The sequence below is a fragment of the Variovorax durovernensis genome, from assembly GCF_977011995.1.
Genome location: NZ_CDRNCW010000001.1, coordinates 1,166,751 through 1,187,085 on the forward strand (window position 1 = coordinate 1,166,751; position 20,335 = coordinate 1,187,085).

Annotated in this window: 19 protein-coding genes; 16 read left to right on the top strand and 3 right to left on the bottom strand. The window is 67.8% G+C overall.

Going from position 1 to position 20,335, the window contains the following annotated elements; all coding sequences use genetic code 11:
- Positions 1-26: 26 nt before the first annotated feature.
- A complete protein-coding gene (locus tag ACWV14_RS05425) occupies positions 27-1,526 on the bottom strand; it encodes a cryptochrome/photolyase family protein (protein ID WP_454907801.1) in 1,500 nt (499 codons plus the stop codon).
- On the opposite strand from ACWV14_RS05425, the gene ACWV14_RS05430 reads away from it, so the two are divergent.
- From ACWV14_RS05430 to ACWV14_RS05455, 6 genes are all read left to right on the top strand, one after another.
- Complete coding sequence (locus ACWV14_RS05430; protein ID WP_081268859.1) at positions 1,527-2,126, top strand: YqgE/AlgH family protein; 600 nt, start codon at positions 1,527-1,529, stop codon at positions 2,124-2,126.
- An 8-nt stretch (positions 2,127-2,134) separates the two neighbouring features.
- On the top strand, positions 2,135-2,584 hold the full coding sequence (gene ruvX, locus ACWV14_RS05435) for a Holliday junction resolvase RuvX (protein WP_454907800.1): 450 nt from the start codon (positions 2,135-2,137) through the stop codon (positions 2,582-2,584).
- Positions 2,585-2,720: 136 nt separating this feature from the next.
- Positions 2,721-3,221: a bifunctional pyr operon transcriptional regulator/uracil phosphoribosyltransferase PyrR gene (gene pyrR, locus ACWV14_RS05440; protein ID WP_454907799.1), complete on the top strand. Its 501-nt coding sequence runs from the start codon at positions 2,721-2,723 to the stop codon at positions 3,219-3,221.
- Complete coding sequence (locus tag ACWV14_RS05445) at positions 3,221-4,183, top strand: aspartate carbamoyltransferase catalytic subunit (protein WP_081268856.1); 963 nt, start codon at positions 3,221-3,223, stop codon at positions 4,181-4,183. The genes pyrR and ACWV14_RS05445 overlap by 1 nt, the downstream gene beginning before the upstream one ends.
- Positions 4,184-4,322: 139 nt before the next feature.
- Positions 4,323-5,609, top strand: coding sequence for a dihydroorotase (locus tag ACWV14_RS05450; protein ID WP_454907798.1), 1,287 nt, complete (start codon positions 4,323-4,325; stop codon positions 5,607-5,609).
- A gap of 140 nt (positions 5,610-5,749) precedes the next feature.
- Positions 5,750-6,496: a lysophospholipid acyltransferase family protein gene (locus tag ACWV14_RS05455; protein ID WP_454907797.1), complete on the top strand. Its 747-nt coding sequence runs from the start codon at positions 5,750-5,752 to the stop codon at positions 6,494-6,496.
- Between the two features lie 290 nt (positions 6,497-6,786).
- On the opposite strand, the gene ACWV14_RS05460 is transcribed toward ACWV14_RS05455, so the two are convergent.
- Positions 6,787-7,878, bottom strand: coding sequence for an AraC family transcriptional regulator (locus ACWV14_RS05460; RefSeq protein WP_454907796.1), 1,092 nt, complete (start codon positions 7,876-7,878; stop codon positions 6,787-6,789).
- A 159-nt stretch (positions 7,879-8,037) separates the two neighbouring features.
- On the bottom strand, positions 8,038-8,835 hold the full coding sequence (locus ACWV14_RS05465) for an IclR family transcriptional regulator (protein ID WP_454907855.1): 798 nt from the start codon (positions 8,833-8,835) through the stop codon (positions 8,038-8,040).
- A 185-nt stretch (positions 8,836-9,020) separates the two neighbouring features.
- On the opposite strand from ACWV14_RS05465, the gene ACWV14_RS05470 reads away from it, so the two are divergent.
- The 10 genes from ACWV14_RS05470 (at position 9,021) to ACWV14_RS05515 (ending at position 20,328) form a co-directional block, all read left to right on the top strand.
- Positions 9,021-10,787 carry an FAD-dependent oxidoreductase gene (locus ACWV14_RS05470; protein WP_454907795.1) on the top strand — a complete coding sequence of 589 codons (1,767 nt, stop codon included), beginning with the start codon at positions 9,021-9,023 and terminating at the stop codon, positions 10,785-10,787.
- A 58-nt stretch (positions 10,788-10,845) separates the two neighbouring features.
- A complete protein-coding gene (locus tag ACWV14_RS05475) occupies positions 10,846-11,622 on the top strand; it encodes an SDR family NAD(P)-dependent oxidoreductase (RefSeq protein ID WP_454907794.1) in 777 nt (258 codons plus the stop codon).
- 55 nt (positions 11,623-11,677) lie between these two features.
- Positions 11,678-12,877 carry an ABC transporter substrate-binding protein gene (locus ACWV14_RS05480; RefSeq protein WP_422084976.1) on the top strand — a complete coding sequence of 400 codons (1,200 nt, stop codon included), beginning with the start codon at positions 11,678-11,680 and terminating at the stop codon, positions 12,875-12,877.
- 31 nt (positions 12,878-12,908) lie between these two features.
- The gene (locus ACWV14_RS05485; protein ID WP_198087395.1) at positions 12,909-13,832 is read left to right on the top strand and encodes a branched-chain amino acid ABC transporter permease; all 924 of its coding nucleotides are present in this window, start codon (positions 12,909-12,911) and stop codon (positions 13,830-13,832) included.
- Positions 13,829-15,613, top strand: a complete 1,785-nt coding sequence (locus ACWV14_RS05490) for a branched-chain amino acid ABC transporter ATP-binding protein/permease (protein WP_454907793.1) — start codon at positions 13,829-13,831, stop codon at positions 15,611-15,613. Before ACWV14_RS05485 ends, ACWV14_RS05490 begins: the two co-directional genes overlap by 4 nt.
- 20 nt (positions 15,614-15,633) lie before the next feature.
- Positions 15,634-16,344 carry an ABC transporter ATP-binding protein gene (locus ACWV14_RS05495; RefSeq protein WP_454907792.1) on the top strand — a complete coding sequence of 237 codons (711 nt, stop codon included), beginning with the start codon at positions 15,634-15,636 and terminating at the stop codon, positions 16,342-16,344.
- 28 nt (positions 16,345-16,372) lie between these two features.
- A complete protein-coding gene (locus ACWV14_RS05500) occupies positions 16,373-17,347 on the top strand; it encodes an MBL fold metallo-hydrolase (protein WP_454907791.1) in 975 nt (324 codons plus the stop codon).
- A 141-nt stretch (positions 17,348-17,488) separates the two neighbouring features.
- Positions 17,489-18,421, top strand: a complete 933-nt coding sequence (locus ACWV14_RS05505; RefSeq protein ID WP_454907790.1) for a DMT family transporter — start codon at positions 17,489-17,491, stop codon at positions 18,419-18,421.
- Between the two features lie 12 nt (positions 18,422-18,433).
- Positions 18,434-19,618: an NADH:flavin oxidoreductase/NADH oxidase gene (locus ACWV14_RS05510; RefSeq protein WP_454907789.1), complete on the top strand. Its 1,185-nt coding sequence runs from the start codon at positions 18,434-18,436 to the stop codon at positions 19,616-19,618.
- Positions 19,615-20,328, top strand: coding sequence for an EthD domain-containing protein (locus ACWV14_RS05515; protein WP_454907788.1), 714 nt, complete (start codon positions 19,615-19,617; stop codon positions 20,326-20,328). The genes ACWV14_RS05510 and ACWV14_RS05515 overlap by 4 nt, the downstream gene beginning before the upstream one ends.
- The last annotated feature ends 7 nt before the right edge of the window (positions 20,329-20,335 follow it).

The following is a 20,335-nucleotide window of genomic DNA, read 5'->3' on the forward strand; positions in this document are numbered from 1 at the left end:
GAAAAAGGGGCCTCGCGGCCCCTTTTTCATTTCTGCAGCGCCTTGGCCCGCGCCACCCCATAGCGCTGCAGCGTCTTCTCGCGCGCCTCGGCATGGTCGACCACCGGCCTGGGATAGGTCTCGCCGAGCTTGATGCCGGCGGCTTCCAGCTCCACCGGCGACGCCAGCCACGGCGCGTGGATCGCCGCGTTCGACAGCCCCGCCAGCTGCGGCAGGTAGCGGCGGATGAACTTGCCTTCGGGGTCGAAGCGTTCGCTCTGCGTCACCGGGTTGAAGATGCGGAAGTAGGGCTGGGCGTCGCAGCCGCTCGAGCTGGCCCACTGCCAGCCGCCGTTGTTGGAGGCCAGCTCGAAGTCGTTCAGGTGCAGCGCGAAATAGGCTTCGCCGCGCCGCCAGTCCAGCCCCAGGTCCTTGCACAGGAAGCTCGCCACCACCATGCGCAGGCGGTTGTGCATGTAGCCGCTCTGGTTGATCTGCAGCATGGCCGCGTCCACCAGCGGGTAGCCGGTGCGGCCCTGGCACCAGGCGTCGAACAGCTGGTCGGCGTGCTTGCCGTGGTGCCACTGGATCTTGTCGTACTCGGGGCGGAAGCTCTTCGACTCGCCGCCCGTGTGCACGTACGGGAAGTGCGCCAGGATCTGGAAGTAGAAGTCGCGCCAGATCAGCTCGCTCAGCCAGGTTGCCGCCCCGGCATTGCCCTGCAGCGAAAGCTGGTGCGCCAGGCTCGCCATCTGCCGGATCGACACCGTGCCGAAGCGCAGGTGCACACCCATGTAGCTGGGGCCGCGCACCGCCGGGAAGTTGCGCGCGTCGTCGTAGCGGTCGATGCGCTCGAAGAAGTCTTCGAACAGCGCGCCGGCGCCCTTGGTGCCGGTCGGTATTTCCAGCGTCGACAGGTTGCTTTTCTCGAAGCCGAGTTCGCCCAGCGAGGGCACCGGCTCGCGGTAGGCCTCGGGCGGCGGCGCCAGCGCATCGGCATGGCCGCGCACCGGGTACGACTTGAGGAAGAAGGAATCGACCTTGGCCAGCCAGGCCCGCTTGTAGGGCGTGAACACCGTGTACGGCTGGCCGGTCTTGGTCATGACCTCGTCGCGGTCGAAGACGGTCGAGTCCTTGTAGGTGTGGAAGGTGACGCCCGCGTTGGCCAGCGCGCCGAACACCTTGGCGTCGCGCTCCAGCGCGTCGGGCTCGTCGTCGCGGTTGGCGAACACGGCCTGCACGTCGAGGTCGCGGGCCAGCGCCGGGATTTCCTGCACCGCCAGGCCGTGCCGCACGATCAGCCCTCCGCCCAGCGCGCGCAGCTCGGCTTCGAGCTCCACCAGGGATTCGCGGATGAACTCCACCCGCCGGTCGACCGTGGGCAGCGGGTCCAGGATCGCCTTGTCGAAGATGAAAACGCAGACCACCTGGCGGCAGGCCCGCAGCGCGCGGTAGAGGGCGGCGTTGTCGTCCACGCGAAGGTCGCGGCGGAACCACATGAGCCCTTTGGGATAGGTCTTGTCGACGGCCAGTAAAATCGGAGGCATATGGCTGCCGATTCTGCCCCGATGAACCTCACGCATCACTTTTTGATAGCGATGCCCGGGATGGAAGACAAAACTTTCAACCGCAGCGTCGTGTACCTCTGCGAACACAGCGAGCGCGGCGCGCTCGGGCTGGTGATCAACAAACCCAGCGACATCAACCTCAAGGTGCTTTTCGAGAAGATCGAGCTGCACCTGGCCCGCCCGGAGCTGGGCGAGGCCCCCGTCTTCCAGGGCGGCCCGGTGCAGACCGAGCGCGGCTTCGTGCTGCACGAGCCGGTCTTCACCCAGGCCGAAAAGCCCGAGGAATCGGTCTACGCCTCGACCATGACCATCCCCGGCGGGCTCGAGATGACCACCTCCAAGGACGTGCTGGAGGCCCTGGCCACCGGCGCCGGCCCGCGCAAGGTGCTGGTCTCGCTGGGCTATTCGGCCTGGGGCGAGGGCCAGCTCGAGTCGGAACTGGCCGAGAACAGCTGGCTCACCGTAGGCGCCGACCCGGCCGTGATCTTCGACACCCCGGTCGACCAGCGCTACGACAAGGCGCTGCTGCTGCTGGGCCTGGAGGCCTGGAAGCTCTCGCCGCTGGCCGGACACGCTTGAGCGCCGTCATGCCAGACGCTCCTGCTCCCGGCGCTTCCGCTTCCCCTTCCGTTCCCGCTGCCGTTCCTGCCCATTTCCAGACCTTCCTGGCCTTCGACTACGGCCTGAAGCGCACCGGCGTGGCCAGCGGCAACCGGCTGCTGGGCACCGCCACCCCGCAAGCGACCATCAAGGCCGAGGGTGCCGACGCCCGCTTCGCACAGGTCGAGGCGCGCATCAAGGAATGGCAGCCCGACGCGCTGGTGGTCGGCGTCCCTTATCACCCCGACGGCGCCCCGCACGAGAACACCCGCCGCGCGCAGAAGTTCGCGCGCCAGATGCGCGGCCGTTTCAATCTCCAGGTGTTCGAGGTCGACGAGCGCTACAGCACCACCGAGGCCCTGTCGTCAGGCGCCCGAGATGCCGATGCCGCCTCTGCCTGCATCATCCTGGAGCAATTCCTGAGGAGTCTCCAATGACGAGGCTCTCCCCCAGGCTTCGCGCACTTCGTGTCGCGTCTCCTCCCCCCTCGCCGGGGGCAACACCGGTGGCCCGGCAAGGCCGGTTCCACGGTGTTCCTCGAATTTCCCTTTTCATTGCCTTGGAGCAACCATCGTGAGCTCTCCTGTCCCCGACGCCGAGTCGCTGTATATCGATCTGCTGGCCGGCGTAAAGACGCTGATGCGCCCTGAAACCAGGCTGGTCGGCATCACCTCCGGCGGCGCCTGGCTGGTCGAGCGGCTGCAGAAAGACCTGGGCCTGCCCGGCGCGCCCGGCGTCATCTCGTCGGCCATGCACCGCGACGACTTCGCGCGGCGCGGCCTCTCGGCCAGCGCGCAGACGGCGCTGCCCTTCGACGTGAACGGCACCGACGTGCTGCTGCTCGACGACGTGCTTTACACCGGCCGCACCATCCGCGCGGTGCTCAACGAGCTGTTCGACTTCGGCCGCCCGGCCTGCGTGCGGCTCGCGGTGCTGGTCGATCGCGGCGGGCGCGAGCTGCCGGTGGCCGCGGACTTCGCCGCCACCACGCTCACGCTGCCGGCTACCCAGCTGCTGGCACTCGCGCGAGCCGACGACGGCGCCTTCAGCCTGAAGGTCGAGGAGAACCGCTGATGCTCTACAAGCGAAACCCCCAGCTCAACAAGCATGGCGAGCTGATCCACCTGCTGTCGATCGAGGGCCTGCCCAAGGACATCGTCACGCACATCCTCGACACGGCCGCCAACTTCACGAGCGTGAGCGACCGCGAGGTGAAGAAGGTGCCGCTGCTGCGCGGCAAGAGCGTGTTCAACCTGTTCTTCGAGAACAGCACGCGCACGCGCACCACCTTCGAGATCGCGGCCAAGCGCCTCTCCGCCGACGTCATCAACCTCGACATCGCGCGCTCCTCGGCCACCAAGGGCGAGTCGCTGCTCGACACCATCGCCAACCTGAGCGCGATGGCGGCCGACCTGTTCGTGGTGCGTCACAGTGAGTCGGGCGCGCCGTACCTTATCGCGCAGCATGTGGCGCCGCATGTGCACGTGGTGAACGCCGGCGACGGCCGCCATGCGCACCCGACGCAGGGGCTGCTCGACATGTACACGATCCGCCACTACAAGAAAGACTTCTCGAACCTCACGGTCGCGATCGTCGGCGACGTGCTGCATTCGCGCGTGGCACGCTCCGACATCCATGCGCTCACCACGCTGGGCTGCGCCGAGGTGCGCGTGGTCGGCCCCAAGACACTGGTGCCCGCCGACATGGCCGGCATGGGCGTGCGCGTGTTCCATACGCTCGAAGAGGGCATCAGGGACTGCGACGTCGTCATCATGCTGCGCCTGCAGAACGAGCGCATGAGCGGCGCGCTGCTGCCGTCGTCGCAGGAGTTCTTCAAGACCTTCGGCCTCACGCCGGAGAAGCTGCAACTGGCCAAGCCCGACGCCATCGTGATGCACCCGGGCCCGATCAACCGGGGCGTGGAGATCGACTCCGCCGTGGTCGACGGCAAGCAGAGCGTGATCCTCCCGCAGGTCACCTTCGGCATCGCGGTCCGCATGGCCGTCATGAGCATCGTCGCAGGTAACGAAGCATAGACATGTTGCTCGTCCCCAGTCTTCGCGCACTTCGTGTCGCTTCGCCAACCCCCTGCCGGGGGCAACACCAGTGGCCCGGCAAAGCCGGTTCCACGGTGTTTCCCGAAAAGGCCATGACTGTCACCGGAAGTACAGACGCATGAACATCCACATCACCAACGGCCGCGTCGTCGACCCCGCATCGCGCACCGACAAAAAAGCCGACATCGTCATCGCCGACGGAAAGATCGCCGGCATCGGCGCCAGCATTCCCGCCGGCTTCAAGGCCGAGCGCACCATCGACGCCACGGGTTGCATCGTCGCGCCCGGCCTGGTCGACCTGGCCGCACGCCTGCGCGAGCCCGGCTACGAGCACGAAGGCATGCTCGAAAGCGAAATGGCCGCGGCCATTGCCGGCGGCGTGACCAGCCTCGTGTGCCCTCCGGACACCGACCCGGTGCTCGACGAACCCGGCCTGGTCGAGATGCTCAAGTTCCGCGCCGAGAAGCTGCAGGGCGCCCGCCTGTTCCCGCTGGGCGCGCTCACGCGCAACCTTGCCGGCGGCGTGCTGACCGAAATGGCCGAGCTCACCGAGGCCGGCTGCATCGGCTTCGGCCAGGCCGACGTGCCGCTGACCGACACGCAGGTGCTGCAGCGCGCGCTGTCGTACGCCAGCACCTTCGGCTACACAGTGTGGCTGCGCCCGCAGGACCGCGACCTGGGCAAGGGCGTCGCCGCCAGCGGCCCGCTGGCCACGCGGCTGGGCCTGGCCGGCGTGCCGGTGTCGGCCGAGACCATCGCCATCTTCACCATCGTCGAGCTGATGAAGGCCACCGGCGCCCGGGTGCACCTGTGCCGCATCTCCAGCGCGCGCGGCGTGGCGCTGGTGCGCGACGCCAAGGCGCAGGGGCTGCCGCTGACCTGCGACGTCAGCATCAACTCGCTGCACCTGGTCGACACCGACATCGGCTACTTCGACAGCCGCGCCCGCCTGAACCCGCCGCTGCGCCAGCAGGGCGATCGCGATGCGCTCTCGGCCGCGCTGGCCGACGGCACCATCGACGCGCTGGTGTCCGACCACACGCCGGTCGAGGCCGACGCCAAGACGCTGCCGTTCGCCGAATCCGAAGCGGGCGCCACCGGGCTCGAGCTGCTGCTGCCGCTCGCGCTGCTGTGGAGCGAGCGCAGCGGCGCGGGCATTGCGCGCGCCATCGAGGTCGTGACCTCGGCGCCCGCCCGCCTGCTGGCCGCCGCCGACGCTGACACCGGCATCGGCCGCATCGTGGAAGGCGGCGTGGCCGACCTGTGCATCGTCGACCCCGCGCTCGAATGGCAGGTGCGGCCCGACGCGCTCAAGAGCCAGGGCAAGCACACGCCGTTCGCCGGCTATCCGATGCAGGGCCGCGCGCGCCATACGCTGGTCGCCGGCCGCGTGGTCCACGGCTAGAAATGAAGCTCACCCCCAGTCTTCGCGCACTTCGTGTCGCTACGCCAACCCCGTTGCAGGGGGCAACACCGGCGGCCCGGCAAAGCCGGCTCCGCGGTGTTCCGCGATCACGCATTGAAAGCTGAGAGGACGCACGCCCTATGCTTCATTCTCTGAAGGCCTGCTCGCGTCTGCTGCACGCGGTGGGGCACGCGGTGGTGGGTTGGTGGACCATTCGCCACAAGTTCCCCAGCCTGCCGCAGGAAGAGCGCAATGCGCGCGTGCAGGCGTGGTCCAGGCGCATGCTGCAGATCATGGGCATCACGCTCAAGGTGCAGGGCACGCCGCCGGCGCAAGGGCCGGTGCTGCTCATCTGCAATCACCTGTCGTGGCTCGACATCACCTGCCTGCACGCAGCGCGCCATGTGCGCTTCGTGTCGAAGTCGGACGTCAAGAGCTGGCCGCTGATCGGCACGCTTTCCACCGGCTCCGGCACGCTTTACATCGAGCGTGAGCGCCGCCGAGACGCGCTGCGCGTGGTGCATCACATGACCGAGGCCCTGCGCGAGGGCGACCTGATCGGCGTGTTCCCCGAAGGCACCACCAGCGACGGGCGCGGGCTGCTGCCGTTCCATGCCAACCTGCTGCAGGCGGCCATTTCTTCGGGTGCGCCGGTGCTGCCCGCCGCGCTGCGCTTTGCCGATGCCGCCACCGGCGAGACCAGCCAGGCGCCGCGCTACATCGGCGACGACAACCTGCTCGCCTCTCTGTGGAACACGCTGCGCGCGCCGCCACTGTTGGCCATCGTGCGCTACGGCGAGCCGCAGGAGTCGCACGGCCGCGACCGGCGCGAATGGGCGCTGTCGCTGCATGAAGACGTGCAGCAGTTGCGCCGCGAAACCCACTGACCCGCTCACCGGGCGCGGCCCAAAAAAAACGCTCCCGAAGGAGCGCTTAACGACGCGGATGCGCCGTGAGGAGGAACCGTCTCTCGAGCAACCGGGGGATGTTTCCTGTGAGGGTCAGAGAATGCCGAAGATCTTCAGGCCGATGATCACGATCAGGGGCACGCCGCAAAGCCAGAGGATGATGCTTTTCATTGTTCAGGTCTCCAAAGCCAACTAAGTAAGCCTGAAGGTTCGCCGCAGCCGCGGCCGGTGCATGCGGGAGAAAGCTAGTCAAGCGCGTGGGCGAGTGCCTACAACTGTCCCGATTCGCCCTGCGGTGGCGCGCCGGATTTCCTCTTGGGCCTGAAGGCGCCGGGCTGCTGGTCGGTCCAGCGCCTGAACGCCTGGCGGAAGTTGGAGCCGTCGCTGAACCCCAGCCGGGCCGCGATTTCTTCCTGCGTCAGGTCGGTGTCGCGAAGGTAGGCAATGGCCTGGTCCATCAGCACGTTCGAGCGCAGTCCGCGAAAGGACGTGCCGGCTTCCTGGAGCCTGCGCCGCAAAGTGCGCGGATTCATCTTCAGCTCGCCCGCGATGTCATCGATGTCGAGCGCGGGCTTTTCCGCGTGCTGCGCCGCAAGCAGGGCGCGCACCCGCGCTTCGATGCCGACCCGGGCGGAAAGCTTCTTCAGCAGCACGTCGCAGCCGGCGCGCACCATCGCCATGCTGATCGCATTGGCGTGAGGCATCCTGCGCTCGAGGAGGGCCGGATCGAAATAGAAACTGTCGACCGGCTGGCCGAAGCGCACGGGGCAGCCGAAGAATTTTTCGTAGAGGTGCGCATGCACGGGCGCCTCGTAGCGCAGCGAGACGGATAGAGGCTTGAAGTCAGGGCCGAAGGCGATCTCGGACAGCTTGTAGCCCATGCAGATAGCGAATTCCATGCTCAGACGGTATTCGGCGCCGTGCGCGTCCGAGACCAGCAGCGGGGTGTAGCTCCACCAGGCTTCCCCGTCGGCCTCGTAAAAGCCGAATGCGACCATGGGGCCCAGCACCCACTGGTACTTGACCACGAACTCGGCCAGCTCGCGGTAGGTGCGTGCGCTGGTCATGCCCAGGCCCCAGACGCCCAGCGAAGCGAGGCTGACGCGCCGGCCCGCCTCGAAGGGCGCTTCCGGCCCCGGCGACAGCGCCACTGCATTGCGAAGAATGACCTGCATCTGCGCATACGAGACCTTCCTCGAATGCGACAGCAGCTCGCTTTCATCGAGGCCGGTGCCGCGCAGCAGTTCCGATGCCGAGGCGCCGCTCTGGGTCAGCGCCATCACGCAGGCGGCCGTGCCGTGCATGGGGTAGCAGCGGTCTTCAGGCGGGGCGACCAGGTTGCGGCGGCTTCCGAACCTCATATGTGCGTGAGCGGTTTCGCTGGTGGATGAACGACCCCGATTAAAGAAGACTTCGAACGGCCGCGGTCCATCCCCGGATGCAGAAAGTCACACTCACGCTGTCAATCGCGAAGAATTGACGCTAAAAGTTGATCATTGGTAGTTAACGCGAGGTTAACTTCATCCGGCTTCGTCGATCGGCACGAAGCCGAGCCTGCGAGAGATTTCGAGTGCGCAGGCTTTCAGCGGCACGGCCACGCGGCCGTTCCAGTCTCTGTCGAAGGTGGCTTCGGGGCCCATGGCCGTGATGCCCAGCACCAGGTTGTTGGTCGAGTCGAACACCGGCGCGCAGAAGGCATCGATGCCCGGGATCGGCTGGCCCAGCGTGCGCGACATGCCGTGCAGGCGGGTTTCGACCAGCAGCGCCTCGATCTGCGAGTGCGACAGCTCGGTGGTGGAGCCGCGGCCGTCTGCCGGGCGGGTGCGCGCCAGGTCCTCGAGCATCATCTTTTCGACCACCTTGGGCGGCAGGTAGGCCGCGAACAGCCGCCCCGTGGCCGTGTAGGCGAGTGACATGACGGTGCCGGTGCGCAGGTTCACGTGCAGCGGGTGGATGGGTTCCTCGAGCCGCACGACGGTCGGGCCGAAGTTGCCCCACACGGCCACCGCGATGCTCTGTTCGGTTTCCGAGGCCAGCGCCTCGATGAGCGGCGACGCCTCCTTGATCGGGTCGAGCCGCTGCAGCTTGGCCAGCCCCAGCTGCAGGGCCAGCGGCCCCAGTTCGTAGCGGCCCGCGCCGTCCTGAACGACGAAGCCGACCTTCAGAAAACTGACGAGGTAGGGGTGTGCCTTGCCGACGGGCACGCCCGCGGCCTTGCCCAGGTCGCGCAGCGCCATTGGCGCGACGTGCCGACCCAGCGCCACGAGCAGCTGGGTTCCGATTTCGACTGACTGAATGCCACGTCTTGGCTTTTCCATGGGGCGCCCGGCGTGGGGAATGAGGGTGGGGGCGAGTATATCCATCAGGGTTTCTACTGATATGGTCACAGTCAATCGATGATGACTGATCATCTGATGGTAACTAAACGACTTGACCATATCAATATCGCTACCTAAACTCCGCCGCAACTTAAGTCGTACACAAACAGGCGAAACAGGCAGAGATGGAACAGAACACTTTTGAATGCGACGTCCTCGTCGTCGGCAGCGGCGCCTCGGGCATGTCCACCGCCATCACGGCGGCTTCGCAGGGGCTGAAGGTGCTGGTGGTCGACAAGGAGCCGCGCTTCGGCGGCACCACCGCGCGTTCGGGCGGCTGGCTGTGGATTCCGGGCACGCGCCTGGCCACGGAGCAGGGCATTCACGAACCCGAGGGCGCCGCGCTCACCTACATGAAGCACGAGACCACCACGCACTTCGATGCGGCGCGCGTCGGTGCCTTCCTGGACATGGGCCCCAAGGCGATCGACTTCTTCACGCGCAACACCTGCGTGCAGTTCGACATGCCGCCCGTGTTCCCCGACTACCACGCCGAAGCGCCCGGCGGCCAGCAGGGCGGCCGCTCGATGGTCACGCGCCCGTTCGACGGCCGCGAACTCGGCAAGCGCGTCAAGCTGCTGGCGCCGCCGCTGCCCGAGCTGACCGTGTTCGGGATGATGTTGGGCTCGGGCCCCGAGATCAAACACTTCATGCGGGCCTTCAAGTCGCCCACCTCGTTCTGGTACGTCACCAAGCGGCTGACCCGGCACTTCCTGGACGTGCTGGGCCACGGCCGCGGCATGACGCTGACCAACGGCAACGCGCTGGCCGGCCGCCTCGCCAAGGCCGCGATGGACCTGGACATTCCAGTGTGGCTGTCGTCGCCGGTGAAGAAGCTGGTGGTCGAGTACGACGGCGTCTCCGGTGCGGTGGTGCAGCACGAAGGCAAGAGCGTGCGCGTGGTTGCAAAGCGCGGCGTGGTGCTGGCCTGCGGTGGCTTCCCGTACGACGTGGAGCGCCGCAAGCAGCTCTTCCCGCACGCGCCGACCGGCAAGGAGCACTACTCGCCTTCGCCTTCCACCAACACCGGCGACGGCTTGCGCCTGGCCGAAGCCGTGGGCGGCCGCGTCGACGGCACTATTCCGCATGCCGCCGCGTGGGTGCCGGCTTCGGTCACCACCCGCCCCGACGGCACCAAGGGCGTGATGCCGCACTTCATCGACCGCGCCAAGCCCGGCGTGATCGCGGTCACGCCCAAGGGCAGGCGCTTTGCCAATGAAGGCAACTCGTACCACGACTTCGTGCAGGCGATGGTCAAGGCCTGCGAAAGCGACGGCGAGCCCGAGGTCACGGCCTGGCTGCTGTGCGACCACAAGGCGCTGCGCAACTACGGCCTGGGCTGCGTCGCTCCCGCGCCGCTGCCCATCGGCCGCCACCTGAAGAGCGGCTACCTCAAGCGCGGCGCCACCGTCGGCGAACTGGCCAGGGAAATCGGCATTGCGCCGTCCACGCTCGAAGCCACCGTGCAGGAGTTCAACAAGGGGGCGCGCACCGGCGACGACCCCGCCTTCGGCAAGGGCAGCAAGGCCTACAACCGCTACCAGGGCGATGCCAACGTCACGCCCAACCCTTGCGTCGCGCCGCTGGAGAACGGCCCGTACTACGCCATCAAGCTGGTGGTCGGCGACATCGGCACCTTCGCGGGTCTCGTCACGGACGAGAAGACACGCGTGCTCGACGCCAACCGCCAGCCGATCAAGGGCCTGTACGCCGTCGGCAACGACGCGGCCAGCGTGATGGGCGGCAACTACCCCGGCGCGGGCATCACGCTCGGCCCGGCGCTGACCTTCGGCTACGTGGCGGGCCTGCAGCTCGCGCAGGCCGAGGCCACGGCAACGGCGCAACTGAAGGTCGAGCAGCGCGAAGCCGTGCCGGTGAGCCGCAAGGCCTGAGCTCTGCGCCAGCCGACGCATCCGCATTCCGTACATACATAGATAGAAGGAGACACCGATGGCCTTTCCCTCCAACGTCGCGCCGCGCCTGCTCGAAGGCCGCCTCGCCCTCGTCACCGGCGCGGGCCAGGGCAACGGCCGCGCGCTTGCCCTCGGCCTGGCGCAGGCCGGCGCGCGCGTGGTCGTGACCGACATGAACGAAGCCACCGTGCGCGAGACCGAGCAACTGGTGCGCAATGAAGGCGGCGAAGCCTGGTCCTTCGTGCTCGACGTGACCGTGCCCGAGGCCTGCCATGCGCTCGCCGAGCGCGTGGGCAAGGAGATCGGCAACGTCGACCTGCTGGTGAACAACGCCGGCATCATCATCCGCGAGACCACCGCGAGCCCGAACGCCGCCGCCAACTGGAAGAAGACCATCGACGTGAATGTGCACGGCACCTTCAACACTACGCTGGCCTTCATTCCGGTGCTCAAGCAGACGAAGGGCTCCATCATCAACATCGCATCGATCGCCGCTTATGCGGGGCAGGGCGCGAGCCTGGGCTACTCGCCTTCCAAGGGCGCCATCAAGATGCTGACGCAGTCGCTCGCGCAAGAGCTGGCGCCTGCCGGCGTGCGCGTCAACGCGCTCGCGCCCGGCGTCATCGAAACGCCCATGACCGCCGCCACGCGCGACAACCCGGGCCGCCTCGAATCGTTCATGACGCGCATCCCCATGGGCCGCGTCGGCCAGACCGAAGACCTCGTCGGCCCGGTGATCTTCCTGGCCAGCGACATGTCGCGCTACGTCACCGGCATCGTGCTGCCGGTGGACGGCGGCTTCCTCGCCGTCTGAGCCGCTTGAGCTTTCCCATCGCTTCCCCGTCCGTCAATCCATCAGGAGACAAAAAATGAAAACCCTTCGTCTGTACAAGACCCTGCTCGCCACGGCCGCGTTCGCTGCCTTCACCGCCGGTGCCTCGGCGCAAGACATCAAGCTGGGCTACAACGGCGACCTGTCGGCATCGCCCTCGGCGCAGAGCGGCCAGGCCGCGGTGCTGGGCATGGAAGCGGCCATTGCCGACATCAACGCCGCCGGCGGCGTGCTGGGCAAGAAGCTGGCGCTGGTCACGCGCGACGACGTGTCGGCCCCGCCCAAGTCGATCCAGAACATGAGCGACCTGATCGACAACGAGAAGGTGGTCGCCGTGTTCGGCCCCACCAACTCGGGCAACGCGATGGCGTGGAAGCACATTGCCAACCAGAAGAAGATTCCGGTGCTGGGCAACGTGGGCTCGGGCACTGACATCACCAAGCCCATGAGCCCCGGCGCCGACAACTACATGTTCCGCGTGTCGATGGTCGACCGCGAGCAGGTGGCCGCGCTCATGGCCTACGTGAAGAAGAACACCGCCGGCTCCAAGGTGGTGGGCCTCATGGCCGAGACCACCGGCTACGGCCAGGGCGGCCTGAAGGACATGGAAGAAATCGCCAAGCTGCAGGACATCAAGATCGCGGCCACCGAGCGCTTCGGCGTCGGCGACACCGACATGACCTCGCAGCTGAGCAAGATGAAGGCCGCCAACGTCGACACCGTGGTGGTGTGGGCGCAGGGCACGCCCATCGCGCAGCTGGTGCGCAGCATGGAGAAGATCAACTACTTCCCCCTGACGCTCACCTCCTGGGCCGCCGACAACATCACCTTCTACGACGCGGCCGGCAAGGCGCTGGCCGAGAAGCCGATCTTCATGCGTACCGTGAGCGAGACCCGCACGCCCGCGCAGCAGAAGCTGTTCGACCGCATCGGCAGCAAGCTGAAGGCGCCGGGCTCGTTCTCTTTCGCGCTGCATGGCTATGACTCGATGCAACTGCTGGCCCAGGCGATGAAGCAGGCCAACAGCACCGACGGCGCCGCCGTGCGTGCCGCGCTCGAAGACCTGAAGACGCCGGTGCAGGGCGTGCTCAAGACCTACGACAAGCCCTTCAGCAAGACCAACCACGAAGCCCTGACCGCCAAGGACCTGGTCTGGATCCGCTGGAAGGACGGCAAGCTGCTGCCCTACAGCGACGCGCTGATCGACGGCCTGAAGCCGGCCGACTTCAAGCAGTAAGCAAAGCAAGAAGCAAGAAGAGACACAGACCATGGTTGTAGCGCTCCTGCAGGCGCTCATCAGCGGGCTCGCCGTCGGCGGTGCCTATGCGCTGGTGGCGCTCGGATTCAGCATCACGTTCACGACGACCAAGACGCTGAACTTCTCGCACGGCGAGTTCGTCTCGGCCGGCGCGTTCATCGGCATGAGCGCTCTGTTCCTGGTGCTGGGCAAGCCTTTCGACTCCACCACCTTCGGCGACGCCATCCCCGGCGCGGGCGCGCAGCTGTTCGCGCTGGTGGCCGCGCTCGGCGTGATGGGGTTGCTGGGCTGGCTGCTCTATGTGCTGGGCGTGCGCCCGTTCGCGGGCCGCCCCGGCATGGCGTGGGTGATGAGCACCCTGGGCTTCGGCGTGATCCTGCAGAGCGTGGGCCTGGCCATCTGGGGGCCCAAGCCCGTGGTGGTGCCCGCGCCGGTGGGCGACACCGTGATCCGCATGTTCGGCGTGGGCGTGCGCCCGCAGGAACTGCTGACGCTGGGCGTGGCCGTGGTCGTGATGCTCGGCTTCGACCGCGTCATGAACCGCACCATGGTCGGCAAGGCCATGCGCGCGGTGGCGCAGAACGGCAACGTGGCCAGCCTGATGGGCATCAACACCAACGCGATGATGATCGGCGCCTTCGTCGTCAGCTCGGCGCTGGCGGGGTTGTCGGGCTTCCTGCTCGCGCCCATCGCGCAGGCATCGCTGTTCATGGGGCTGACCGTGGGGCTCAAGGGCTTCTCGGGCGCGATGATCGGCGGGCTGAGCAATCCGCGCGGCTGCGTGATCGGCGGCTTTTTGCTCGGCGTGCTCGAGTCGATGGTCAACCTGTGGCAGGCGCAGTGGCGCGAGGTGGCGGTGTTCGCACTCGTCATCCTGGTGCTGGCCTTCCGGCCCACGGGCCTGTTCGGCCGCTCGACGGTGGAGAAGGTATGAAGCGCCTCGCCCACCCCGCCGGCGTGGTCGCGTTCGCGGCCGTGCTGATCGGCATCGTGTCGATGTCCGGCAACGACTACTACCTGCGCATCGCCTTCATGATGTGCGTCTATTACCTGTGCGCCGCCGGCATGAACGTGCTGGTCGGCTATGCGGGACAGAAATCGCTCGGCCAGGCCGGGCTGTTCGCGGCCGGCGCCTATGGCGTGGCGCTGCTGACTTCGCGCACCGACATGGACCCGTGGCTCGCGCTCGCGCTGGCCGCCGTCATCTCTGGCCTGTGCGGCGTGCTCATCGCGTTGCCTTCGCTGCGCGTGAAGGGGCCGTACCTGGCCATGGTCACGCTGGCCTTCGGCATCGTGGTCGAGAAGCTCGTGGGCGAATGGACCGACGTGTTCGGCGGCGCGCAGGGCATCTACGGCATCCGGCCGCTCACCTGGAAGGGTGCGCCGCTGGACACCACGCAGTGGGTCATCCTCGGCATCGTGCTGTGCGCCGCGCTGCACCTGCTGCTGCGCAACCTGCTGGGCGGGCGCTTCGGCCGCGCGCTGCTGTCGCTGCAGGCGGACGAAATCGCCTCGTCTTCCGTGGGCGTGCGCGTGTACCGCGCCAAGGTCATGGCCTTCGTGGTCGCGGCCGTCACATGCGGCATTGCGGGAGCACTGGTGGCGCAGCAGAACCAGTACATCAACTCCGACTTCATCACCTTCCACCTGTCGATCTTCATCCTGCTGCTGGTGCTGTTCGGTGGCGCGGGCTCGATGTACGGCCCGCTGGTGGGCGCGGTGCTGCTCACGCTGACCGACGCGCTGCTGGCGCGCTGGCCCTCGGCGCAGCACTTCCTTTACGGCTTTTTGCTGCTGTTCGCGCTGTACGTCATGCCGGGCGGCGTGGTGGGCCTGTTCAACAAGTGGTTCATGAAGTCGCGCCATCGCGGCGAAGGCACCGGCGGCAACGGCATACCGGGGCAGATCGGCCCCGGCGGCGAAGGCGAGCTGCTGGTGGTGCAGGGCGTGACCAAGTCTTATGGCGGCGTGAAGCCGGCACAGGACGTGTCGTTCCGCCTGCAGCGCGGCCACATCCATGCGCTGATCGGGCCGAACGGCGCGGGCAAGAGCACCATGATCAACATGCTCACCGGCGTGATCGAACCCGACGCGGGCGTGATCCGCTTCCTGGGCCAGAACATCGTGGGCCAGCCGGCGCACACCATCTGTTGCCTGGGCATGGGCCGCACCTTCCAGAACCTGCGTTTGTTCGCGGACCTGTCGGTGCTCGACAACGTCATGCTGGGCCGCCACAGCCGCATGAGCAATGGCTTCCTGTCGTCGCTGGTGGCGTGGCCCACCGCCGGCAAGCAGGAGCGCGCCACGCGCGAACGCGCCCTGCAGCTGCTCGACCTGGTCGGCCTCGGCCATCTGGCGCACTGGCCCGCCGGCAGCCTGCCCTACGGCCTGCAACGCCGCGTGGAACTGGCGCGCGCGCTGGCCACCGAGCCGCAACTGCTGCTGCTCGACGAGCCCGCCGCCGGCCTGAACCCGCAGGAGACGGCCGAGCTCGGCGAACTGCTGCTGCGCATCGGCAAGTGCGGCGTGTCGATCCTGATGGTGGAGCACCACATGGACCTGGTGATGTCCATTTCCGACCACGTGATCGTGCTCGACTACGGCATCAAGATCGCCGAAGGCAAGCCCGCCGAAGTGCAGGCCAACCCGCGCGTGGTCGAGGCCTACCTGGGCGTCGACGACGAAGAACCGCAGGCGCAAGCCGTGGCTGCCTGAGCAGAAAGACCGAAACCATCATGTTGAAAATCGAATCGGTGAAGGTCTCGTACGGCGCCATCGAGGCCGTCAAGGGCGTGAGCCTGGAAGTGCGCGCGGGCGAGGTCGTCACCATCATCGGCGCCAACGGTGCCGGCAAGAGCACGCTGCTCAAGAGCATCGTCGGGCTGGAGCCCGTGGCCGCGGGCCGCGTGCTGATCGACGGCAACGACTGCACGCACGTGCCCTCGCACAAGCGCGTGGGCCTTGGCGTGGCGCTGTCGCCCGAAGGCCGGGGCGTGTTTCCCGACCAGACGGTGCGCGAGAACCTGATGCTCGGCGCCTACTCGCGCCGCAACGACAAGGCTTTCGTGGAGAGCGCCATCGAACGCGAGTTCGCGCGCTTCCCGCGCCTGAAGGAGCGCCAGCACCAGCCCTCGGGCACGCTGTCGGGCGGCGAGCAGCAGATGCTGGCCATTGCCCGCGCGCTCATGAGCGAGCCGCGCCTGCTGCTGCTCGACGAGCCGTCGCTGGGGCTCGCGCCGCTCATCATCAAGGACATCTTCGACGCCATCCGCCAGCTGCGCAGCTCGGGTCTCACCATCCTGCTGGTGGAACAGATGGCCAAGCAGGCGCTGGGCGTGGCCGACCGCGCCTATGTGCTCGAAACCGGCTGCATCACGCTCGAAGGCTCCGGCCGCGAACTGCTCGACAACCCCAAGGTGAAGTCCGCGTACCTCGGCACGCACTGACTCCACCGCTCACTTCAAAGGACATCCAATGACCGCCACCACCAGGAAATTCGCCAGCCAGGCCGACCTCGAAGAAAAGAAGGTCTCGTTCACCCGCCTCTCGGAGAATGCCTACGCCTACACCGCCGAAGGCGACCCGAACACCGGCATCTTCATCGGCGACGAAGCCGTGATGGTGGTCGACACCCAGGCCACGCCGGCAATGGCGCAGGACGTGATCCGCCGCATCCGCGAAGTCACGCCGCTGCCCATCAAGTACGTGCTGCTGAGCCACTACCACGCGGTGCGCGTGCTGGGCGCGTCGGCCTACTTCAAGGAAGGCGCCGAGCAGATCATTGCCAGCCGCGACACCTATGACCTGATCGTCGAGCGCGGCGAGCAGGACAAGGCCAGCGAGATCGGCCGCTTCCCGCGCCTGTTCCGCAATGTCGAATCGGTGCCGCCGGGCCTCACCTGGCCCACTATGACCTTCGACGGCACCATGAGTGTGTGGCTGGGCAAGAAGCTCGAAGTGAAGATCGCGCAAGTGGGCCGCGGCCACACCAAGGGCGACACCATCGCCTACCTCGAAGACCAGAAGATCTGCTTTGCCGGCGACCTCGTCGAATACCAGAGCACCGCCTATGCCGGCGACTGCTACTTCCGCGACTGGCCCACCACGCTCGACCGCCTCGACGGCTTCGGCTTCGAGAAGCTGGTGCCCGGCCGCGGCGCCGCGCTGGAAAACGCGGGCGACGTGCGCAAGGCCATCGCCTCCACGCGCGCCTTCATCTCCGACGTGTACACGCTGGTCAACAGCGGCGTGGCCGCGGGCAAGACGCTGAACGTGATCTACAAGGAAACCGTGGCCGCGCTGCGCCCCACCTACGGCCACTGGGTGATCTTCGACCACTGCATGCCTTTCGACGTGACCCGCGCGTACGACGAAGCCACCGGCCACGTCCACCCGCGCATCTGGACCGCGGAGCGCGACATCGAGATGTGGAACGAACTGGAAGGTTGACCACCCCCAGCCTCGCCCACTTCGTGTGGCTCGGACACCCCCTCGCGGGGGCGCACCCTGCGGCCCGGCAGAGCCGGTTCCGCGGGCGCTCCCGAAAGGCCCACGCTTCGCGGGGCGCGCACTGCTCCTCGAACATCTGAAATGAAACAGTCCACACCGCCACCTGGCGCGACACCCGCCGCCGTGCAGGGCTGGATGCTCCTGGCCATGGTGCTGTGGGGCGTGAACGTGTCCGCCGTGAAGGCGCTGACCACGTCCTTCGAGTCGCTGCCGCTGGCCGCGCTGCGCATGGTGGTGGCGTGCGTGGCGCTGTCGGCCATCGTGCTGTGGCGCCGGGGCGGCGTGCCTGCGCTCGGCGCGCGTCAGCTCGGGGCCATGACGGGCTGCGCGTTCCTCATGGTCTATGCCAACCAGATCCTGTTCGCGCAGGGCCTGCTGCGCTCCACGGCCACCAACGGTGCGCTCATCATGGCGTTGAGCCCGCTGGTGTCGGCGCTGATGGCCGCGCTGGTGTTCCGCGAACGCTTCACGCCCCGGCGCATGCTGGGCGTGGCGCTGGGCTTCGCGGGCGTGGCAGCCGTGGTGCTGAGCCACCCCGGCGTGGGGCTGTCGCGCGCCGGCATCGGCGACCTGATGCTGGCGCTGGCCGTGGTGAGCTTCGCGGTCGGCGGCGTGGGCGTGCAGCAGCTCGCGCGGCAGATCGACCCGCTGTCGATCAGCTGGGTCATCTACATGATCGGCACCGCGATGCTGGTGGTGCACACCCTGCTCGGGCCTTCGCGGCTGGGCACGGCCGAGCTGTTTCCCGGCGCATGGCCGTGGGCGCTGGTGCTGTTCTCCGGCATTGCCGCCACTGCGGCGGGCAACCTCATCTGGAACCGTGCGATCTCCGTCATCGGCGTGGCGCGCACGGCCGTATTTCTTTACTGGGTGCCGGTGTTCGGCGTTGCGTTCGCGGCGCTGCTGCTCGGCGAAGCGTTGACGTGGTGGCACCTGCTCGGCTTTGCCGCCGTGATGAGCGGCACCTGGCTCGGCACGCGGCCCGCCACCACCGTGCCCCAAGCGGCGCATTGAATCCTGCCCTCCATGTCCGACTCTCTCCCCCTGCTGTTCCAGCCCCTGCAACTGCGCGGCCTCACGCTGGCCAACCGTGTCGTGATCTCGCCCATGTGCCAGCACGCCGCCGACCGTGGCCATGCCACGCCGTGGCACATGGTGCACCTGGGCAAGTTCGCGCTCGGCGGGGCAGGGCTGATCCTTACCGAGAGCACCGCCGTCGATCCGCGCGGGCGCATCGGCACGGCCGACCTCGGGCTGTGGAACGACAGCCAGATCGCGCCGCTGAAGGCCGTGGTCGACTTCGTGCACGCGCAGGGCAGCGCCATCGGCGTGCAGCTCGCGCATGCGGGGCGCAAGGCCGGCAGCGAGCCGCTGTGGGAAGGCGGCGCGGCGCTAAGCGACTCACGCATGGCAGCCGATGAGGAACCCTGGGAGCGCCTGGGGCCCAGCGCGCTTGCGGCGGGGCCGGGCTGGTCGGCGCCACGCGCGCTGGACGCCAACGGCATTGCCTCGGTCGTGAAGCATTTCGTCGATGCGACGGTGCGGGCCGACAAGGCGGGCTTCGACGTGGTCGAACTTCACTTCGGGCACGGCTACCTCGTGGCGAGTTTTCTGTCGCCCAACGCCAACCACCGGGGCGACGCGCTCGGCGGCAGCCGCGATAACCGCATGTGGCTGGCGCTGGAAATCGCGCAGCGCGTGCGTGCCGCATGGCCTGCGCACAAACCGCTGTTCTGCCGCCTGTCGGCGGTGGACGGCACGCTCGACGGCTGGAGCCTGGACGACTCGGTGGTGCTCGCGCGCGAACTCAAGCGCTGCGGCGTCGACGTGATCGACTGCTCGTCGGGCGGGCTCACGGAAGAAACGCGCGCGCTGCCGGTGCCGCGCGGTCTGGGCTTCCAGGTGCCGTTCTCGGCGCGCATCCGGCGCGAGGCGCAGGTGCCCACGCAGGCCGTCGGCATGATCGTCGACGCGCAGCAGGCCGAGGCCGTGCTCGCCGCCGGCGACGCCGACCTGATCGCGCTCGGCCGCGAGGCGCTGTTCGACCCCTATTGGCCGCACCACGCGGCCGCCGCGCTCGGCGCGGACCCCGGCTACGAACGCTGGCCGGTGCGCCACGGCGTGTGGCTGGCCAAGCGCGCCCCGGGCCTTGCGCGTGCGCGGGCCGAAGCAGCCGCGGCATCCAGCGACAAGGACACAAGCACGCAATGACCGAGCCGACGACGACCACCACCAACCTGCGCATGGGCCTGATCCGCAAGAAGCCCGCGTGGACCGACGAAGCCTTTCGCACCCACTGGCGCGACAGGCACGGCCCGCTGGTGGCGCAGTTGCCCACGCTGCGCGGCTACCGGCAGAACCTGGTGGTCGACCGGCTGCAGCGCGGCATCGATTTCGCGCGCGGGCCGTGGGACTTCGACGGCTTCTCGCAACTGCGCTTCGACGAGGCCGCGCAGGCTTCGCAAGCCTTCGGCCACGGTGAACTGGCCGCGGCCATCCGCGCGGACGAAGAGCACTTTCTGGGTGGCCTGCACATCGTGAGCGTCGCGCAGACCGAAGTCATCGCGCTGCCACAGGAGCTTCATGGCTTGCTCAAGCGCATCTCGCTGCTGCGCCGGCCTGCTGCGCAATCCGAAGAAGACTTCCGGCGCGAATGGCGCGTGCATGCCGACCATGTGCGCCGCATGCCGGGCGTGAGCGGCTACCGCCAGAACGTGGTGACCGCGCGCGAGTTCGTGAAGGGCACGCCCTGCGGCTACCCCGAGTTGCCGATCGACGGCATCGTCGAGCTGTGGTTCGAGGACACCGACACGCTGAACGCCGCCTTCGCGTCGCCGCAGGGGCAGGTGACGATGGCGCATGCGCTCACCTTCCTGGCGGAGATCACTGCCTTCGTGGTGGAGGAGCACCGGGTGGTGTGAGTGCCCT